This is a genomic window from Zooshikella harenae (assembly GCF_018837975.1).
GTDB lineage: Bacteria > Pseudomonadota > Gammaproteobacteria > Pseudomonadales > Zooshikellaceae > Zooshikella > Zooshikella harenae.
The window spans coordinates 19783-27145 of record NZ_JAGSOY010000063.1 but is presented as its reverse complement, the minus strand read 5'-3'; the positions used below and the strand labels follow the sequence as shown (position 1 = coordinate 27145).

4 protein-coding genes are annotated in these 7363 nt (G+C 39.3%); all 4 read right to left on the bottom strand.

Annotated elements, in window-relative coordinates; translation table 11 throughout:
• Positions 1-3183, bottom strand: a 3183-nt coding sequence (locus tag KCG35_RS18970) for an OmpA family protein (protein ID WP_215821442.1), incomplete at its 3' end; no start/stop codon positions are given.
• A 20-nt stretch (positions 3184-3203) separates the two neighbouring features.
• The gene (locus tag KCG35_RS18965) at positions 3204-4196 is read right to left on the bottom strand and encodes a TolB family protein (RefSeq protein ID WP_215821441.1); all 993 of its coding nucleotides are present in this window, start codon (positions 4194-4196) and stop codon (positions 3204-3206) included.
• 165 nt (positions 4197-4361) lie between these two features.
• Positions 4362-4574 carry a hypothetical protein gene (locus tag KCG35_RS18960; protein WP_215821439.1) on the bottom strand — a complete coding sequence of 71 codons (213 nt, stop codon included), beginning with the start codon at positions 4572-4574 and terminating at the stop codon, positions 4362-4364.
• A gap of 755 nt (positions 4575-5329) precedes the next feature.
• Positions 5330-6595: a RidA family protein gene (locus KCG35_RS18955; protein ID WP_215821437.1), complete on the bottom strand. Its 1266-nt coding sequence runs from the start codon at positions 6593-6595 to the stop codon at positions 5330-5332.
• Positions 6596-7363 lie beyond the last annotated feature (768 nt).

The window sequence follows — 7363 nt, the reverse complement described above, 5'->3', positions numbered from 1 at the left end:
CACTTGATCCAAAGGAGAAATACCATCATGGGTTTTCAGGTATTCTTCCATCATCATCCAGGGTTTATCAGCACCTTTGTCAGAGGCGAGTGCACCATAGGGTCGGACATACATAGCGGTAAATTTATAGATATCGTTGTTTAGCCTGGCATAATTTAAATCAAAGTTATGCATTAACACGCTGAGATTTTCACTGTTAATGGCGTGTATGGGAAAACATTGCTGAAAAGTACAGGGTATAAAATATTTACTGTGCACATCACTGGGTTTTGTTTGTGTCGGTGTTGAGAGCGAGCCACCTTCCATTTGCTTGATACTGTAATAGGGATAGGTAGCACTTTGTGCACGTTGATTGGCTTCTGTAATGCGTTGAATCAGGGGATGGTTTGCAAAGTGTGTACTGGATTGCTGCTGCCAGCTCTCTGGATCCCAGACATCCTTCATGTCCAGACAGTCCATCCAGAATTGATCCAGGTTGTAGTCAAAGTTAACCAGATGTGGGTAGTGCCAGGTTTCGGCATTTAATACGAATAAGTCAATAAACTCTTTGATTCGAAGTTCATTTAAACACTGGTCAGCGAGTGCTTGATCTGATTCTGTTTTCGGTTGTTTAAATACACCGCCAAGCCGATTACCATAGCGATAAGAGGCACGCATCAGCAGTTTTAATAATGCAGTGAGTACTTCTGCGCGAATGCGGTATTGGTTATTTAAATATTTGATATAGTCTTTTTGTTCACTGGGATCGGGACTGGCATCAATACGACGTTGGTTGTACTTTGAACGTTTATCGAGCTGATCTTCTAAACGTTTTTCGGCGAGCCAATAGGTGAATACAGAATCAAACGCAGTGCGATCAATGTATTCGGCCAGGGTCATGAAGCTTTTAGCCGCTGTTGGCAGCACCATGATCGCGGTAGTAACCACTGCAAATTGCGGAACTAGCGCGGCCATCCCTACACCGGCATTAAATACGGCCATCAGCATTTTTTGTTGTTGTTCTTCTAAACCCATGGCACTGTTAACCTGGGCAAAGCGGTATTTTTCTAAGACTTGCATGGCTTCCCGAGAAGGCCGAAAAATAAACTCAGCATCCGGTAATGCCACACAGACTTCAACCCGACGACTTTCTTCGTAAAAAATCGAACCGTTTTTTTTATTTATCGGGTAGGATTCACCGGAAAAGTCAGTGTCGACTTTTTTAGTTTGAATACCCTTTTTAATAAAAACCTTACGAATATTATCCACCCGTTTTTTGGATAGCATCATATTATAATGATCACTGCCTAAGGGACAGGCGTGTCCGTGTAAAGTGAGCTTAGCTTTTGGTTGGTTATTCACAAGTTCGACGATATCAGCAACAGGGATATCATCTGTCGTATCGTCATCAAGGCCAAAGCGAATATTCGCACGAAGTTCAATGACACCGCTTCTAAAAATACGTTTAACGGGTAAATAACTATTGGTTTTTGCGGCAATTTTTTTTAATTGTTGTTCAGCTTTATGGACATTGGGATCACCGTCTTCCGCAATGGCTTTTCTATATTCTAAGACACAGCTTTCATAATCTTCGACCGTTTTTCTCGCTTGTTTTTTGGATTTACTCAAGAGCTTATATTCTTCATAAACATCAAAAAGACCAGAAAACACACCCCAGGCGGCCATCGCTCGCATACCGACATATAAGAGTCGGGGCGGAATCCCCAGTTTGGCTAAAATAGCATATTCTTTTTTGGCGTCATCAAGTACATGAGTATTGCGTGGATTAAACCAGCCTTTTATGTCAAAGGCCTCGCGTATCTGGTTTAAGCTTCTCCTTTCTGTATCCAGGTTATTCGCCAAACGTAACAGGACGTTTTGGGTACCTGTGTTAAGCGCGGGGTTTGCCGCTAGACTAATAAAAAGATTCATTTGCCCCGTAAAATGATCATACTTTTTCTTTAACTCATAGGCTTTTTTGAGCGCGTCATAGTTGCCCAGTAAATTTTCACTTTCCAGTGCAATATGCATGACCAGTGAGGTATGATAATACTGCTCATCCACTAAAAATTGATGAAGAATATCTTTAGCGGCACTTATTCGAGACTTGTTATTCAATCCCTTCGCCAGTTCTTCAGGTTTTACTGTAGCAATCTGGGCAATTTTTTGGGAATAATCATGGCGTAAATTAATATCATGCATATAGGCATTCAAGCCAGCAGGAACATCCGTTTCACCACCTTCGCCCTGGGCTAAATCGCGGGTAGCTTTAACGACATCTTTTAAAATATCCGGAAATTGCTTTAACATTGCTTCTTCCAGATGAATCGGATCACCATTAATTAAGCAGAAATCCGCCGTAGGGGTTTTATAGGCAAAGGCAATGTTTTCTTTGAGTTCGTAGTAGAAGAGGCCTTCCTCATCTACCTGAAAAGTGTGTTTTTTTCCTGAGCTGTTAATTGTACGGAAAGCTGCATCTGAAAGGGTGATCCGAATATTATACAGCCCTTCCTGTATTTTTTGCTTGCGTTGGGTATTGATAATAAGTGAAGAGGCTTTTTGTACGTTATCGCCACCATATTTTGCATTAACAATATTCTCTTTTACAAATTTACTTTGATGGGGCCAAAGCTCAACCTTGACATCTTTAAAAAGATCATCTGAAAAAGAAATAATTAGCACTTCTACTTTAGGAACAACAATTGCTTTGACTTCATAATCATCCCCAACAGACTCGTACCATTCCGTATACCAGTCCTCATCAACATCATCAGGGTCACGCATATATTCTTTTTTTGGTAAATCACACAGAATGGTGACTTGGTTAGAGCTGCCGGGCTGCTTTAATTTATCCTCTGTGATCAGCTTCTGTACTTCAGGAATAAAGTTTTTTTCACCGTGCTCGCAATAAATATTACTGATGACGCGTGGATTAGGAAAAAAGATATGTATTTTTTGGTTATGTTCAAACAGCTTGCCCTCTCTGGAGCCTTGAATAAATGTGCTCCGAACTAAATTGACATAGCCTTGGTAATTCGTTGTCCATAATACCGTTTCGTCCTGATTCGTTTTCGCAGAGGTACGTCTCGTAACAAACAAGGTATCAGGGATAGGTTGTAACGAGTTTTTGATGATGTTCCCATTCGTATCAAAATCGGCAGATACCAGATACAGCACTGGTAGCTTAAATACTGCGTTTGCCATGATTTACCTGAATAATAAAATTAAAAGTTATAAAGATTTGTCTGTGATGGATCTAAACCAAGGCGCATTAGCTCATCAAAATTAGTTAGATCAAGTTCAATTCTCTTATTGCTTTTTATGTCATAAATACCAAGAGCAGAAGTCCAAAGCAAAGTATCATCAGCAGGGTCAAAGGCTTTGGGAGTTGAGGCGCTATCAAACTCACTAATGATGGGATAGCTTGGTTTGCTAGCGTCAACAATAACATGGCCCCTTGATTGATACTGGAAATGAAACTTATTTCCAGTTGGAGTACGTATAACGCCTTCTTCACTGATTCGTTCGTAAGGTCTTTCAAATAGCAGCTTTCCAGTTTTTAAATCCCTAACATGCATTTTATTAGAGCGGAAAAATACAATCTTGGTGTCATTATCAATTACTAAAAACGCATTACCACGTTCACCGTATTTATCGCTAAGAATAGTTAGTTTTGCAGTTGGGATATGGTAGTGCTTAAAGTCGCCCGCTTCGTTGTAATAAATGCTTTTACTGTCACTTGTCCATTCAAAGGAGGGAATAACACCACCATGGCTTAAAACCTTCATAGTCTTGGTTTTAATATCGTATAAACGTTTTTCATAGCGGCTATTAATTGAGACTGCAAACACAGTATAGCGGCCATCAGGTGAGGTTTTTTGCGTTCGTAAAATCCCATTACCAACATCCTTATAAGATACTCGACGCTTTAAGTCTGTGTGATCAAGCTTCGTACTCCAAATTTCGTACCTGTAATTAGTTTTACCCTCAGTATGCGGAGGTTTACTCCAAATAAACGCCATACGTGGACTATCATAGCTTTTGGTGTCTTGCCAGACTTCATCCGCAAGTTCATAACCCCACTTGCTTTTCTTTTGCTGTGAGGCCGGTTGCTCTTGTTTTTTGTCCTGATTAACAGATTTCGATGGTTCTTCTTGCTGGCAACCTACCAGCAAAACCGATGCTGTCAGGGCGAGTACTGTAAGAAACTTATTCATACCTATTCCGCTGCGTTGATCTGTAGTATAGGGAACGCTTTTAAACTGTGACTATTGTACGACGTGAGTTGTGCCAATGCGTTTACAGACCTCTCAAACTGTGGGGCTATCCTTAACAGTATTGTTTATATTGGTTTTATTCTGTAACAGATGAATAACGTAATGTTAAATGCTTAACACCCAGAGCACTTCACGAAGGGTATGAGGGAAAACACAACGAATAAGGTTACTTACTCCGCCCGTGTCAGAAGGCCATCCATGGCCTCTGTCACTCACACTGCTCCCAGCAGTTGCTGCGTAAACAACCTCACCCGTCGTTTTGCCAGCATTTTGCTTTGGACGATGTTTTTTAAGGAAGGGGAATGATACCCCAATCATTTTTAAATTAACGCTTGTTGTATTTCGATGTAGGCCGGAGAGAGACAAAGGCTGGATAATGCTCGTCGAACTGTTTGCCGCAAGGATGCGGCAACCAAGCCTCCAGGGAAGGATTCACGGCGTGTTCGAGGAGCGTTATGTAGACGTTGGACAAAGGTGCTTTAGAAATTTGTTTTTGTAAAGATACAATTATATGCGATTTTCTTTCGCTTAATTCCTGATGGTTTTGTGCAATCCGACAATGATTAAATATATCAACACATAGATCCACCTTTAGACCCAGTGATATGTAAAAAGCCTGATTTATTAAAAAATAGCCTCATATTAGACCCTGATTTTAATAAGTTTGACGCTTGGAAACCGTTTTACATGGAAGCTTCACTGCTAGAAGTTAAAAAAATTATAAAGGATTGTGGACTGGATAAAATCCTTTCTATAAATAATAGAGGTGCATACTATTAAGGTGTGATGCAAGATATAACAGATAAAGACACAAGAAATAAGCGTGATATTCTTAGTATAAAACTAAGTATAGATAGCGAAACTGCCTCTCAGGATTCTATATCTCCCAGTTTACTGATTAAAATAATAGAAGGTGCATTTAAATATCAAAAGATCAAATTTATATCGGTAGTCTCAATTGAACATTATTTTTGCGAAGAAATTGTTTAACGTAAACTGCCCCCCCCATGGGAGGCTCAATCATAATTATGAGAGGGCAGTTTTGTGGTGGCAGTATTAATTTAATACTAACACTATGCCTGTGGAGGTGTTCCTTCGCCATTAGAAACAATGGCATCAATTTGTACCAAAGCATCCCTAGGAATTGCTGAAACGCCAATTGTTGTTAATGCAGGTAGATCGTTATTGAAGAATGTTGTGTAAACTTCGCGTACAGCATCAATATCCGCAATATTTTTAAGTTGGATATTGATTTTCACTATATCGTCCATAACGTGATCAATACTTTCCAAAATTGCCTTAATATTTTTTAAGCACTGTTCAGCTTGTTCTTTTGCCGCACCAGCCACAATTTTACTTGTTTTTGGCTCTAAAGGTAATTGTGCTGAAATATTGTTGTAGTGAGAAAAGGCGACAGTTTGTGAGGATAGTGAACATTTTGGCGCATTTTCTGTATTATTTGCTTTGATAACAATGCCATGTCTGTCTTCAACAGCTTGTGGAGGGGTACCATCACCGTGCGATACTGTGGCATCAATTTGTACCAAAGCATCCATTGGTAAACCTTCAGCAGCAATTACTGACCGTGCAGGAACGTAGCCAACGGTTCTAGCGATAGCTGAGTCTGGAAAAAATGTGCTATAAGCTTCGTTTACAGCTTCAATATCTGCGAGGTTTTTTAGATGGATATTGATTTTAACAATATCGTCAAAAGGAACGTCGATACCTTCTAAAATTCCTTTGATATTTTTTAGGCACTGTGCAGCTTGCTCTTTTGCCCCTCCCACTACGATATTACCTGTTTTCGGATCGATAGGTAATTGAGCAGAAACATGGTTGTAATGTGAAAAAGCGACAGTTTGTGTGGATATAGAACTTTTTGGCGCATTTTCTGTGTTTCTTACAATTTTTACGAGATCGCAAGGCACTTGTGTACCTGAACCTTCACCGTTTGTAATAACAGCATCCATTTGTACCAACGCGCCGTCCATAGGTAAAGCTGCAACGGCAAGTGCTGTTCGTGTAGGAAGATAGCTTTGGAAGAAGGTTGCATAAACTTCGTCTACAGCATCAATATCTGTGATGTTCTTTAGGAATACATTGATTCTAACGACATCGGACATAGTATGGTCGATGCTTTCTACAATGGCTTTAATATTGAGTAAACACTGTGCAGCCTGCTCTTTTACTCCTCCAGTTACAATATTACCCGTATTAGCATCTACAGGTAATTGTGCTGAAATATTATTGTAGTGAGAAAAAGCAACTGTTTGTGTAGATAGAGAATTTTTTGGCGCATTTTCTGTATTTCTTGAATTTTTTATAATACCGCTACTCATACTAGTATTTCTCCTCTTGAATATATTTTTTTTACGTGCTTAACAGTTCGAATATACTCTTCACGAACCCCCTAGAGCACTAGGGGGTTGTTGTCCGCGTGCTTGACCCACAAAGGATGTAGGGAATGCAGTTCATGCTGGAGCTTTTAATTGCCATGCCAGTCACTTATTAATATAACCGCCCAACCGCGTTGTTATATTAATTAAAGTAGCTACCGAAACTTTCACAGTAGTAAACTTGCCCTGGGGCTTGATCACTTGATGGCCGAACCCATGTGCCCTGGGGGTATAAAAACAGGTATACGTTTGAAAAAAAATTCAGATTGGAAAATCAAAACTTAGAAAAAATGAAGAGTGGTGTTTTGCATGGTTTTTGTCAACATCGATGTCGTGTTTTATAATTTTTGTGGCTCAATATTTAATATTGTGCAGGTTGATAAGCGCTAATGGGAAATAAAATTGACAAATATCAATTTTATCAGCTGTGTGGCAAAAAATTATGTATCTTAAAGACATTGCAATGAATTTTCCAATCAAATAGTTAAAGATAAAACAGTTTTTGAATTGGTAGGTTAAGTATGTCAAAAAATCTTATTTTTAAGTTAAATAATTTTAACGATACAACCAAAAGGGCACCTCTAAAAATACACTTTTTTGTGATGTACTCGATGAGCTACAACGTGCAGGGTAGTTTCATATAAAAATAGTTTGTAATGGATAGAAATTGTGCTAGTGCAATGCAACCCCAGTTTTTGTTATACCTAATGA

Bases quoted from the DNA above. Each gene is read 5' to 3' on its own strand.
- KCG35_RS18965 (WP_215821441.1), bottom strand. From the start codon at position 4,196: ATGAATAAGTTTCTTACAGTACTCGCCCTGACAGCATCGGTTTTGCTG.
- KCG35_RS18960 (WP_215821439.1), bottom strand. From the start codon at position 4,574: ATGATTGGGGTATCATTCCCCTTCCTTAAAAAACATCGTCCAAAGCAA.
- KCG35_RS18955 (WP_215821437.1), bottom strand. From the start codon at position 6,595: ATGAGTAGCGGTATTATAAAAAATTCAAGAAATACAGAAAATGCGCCA.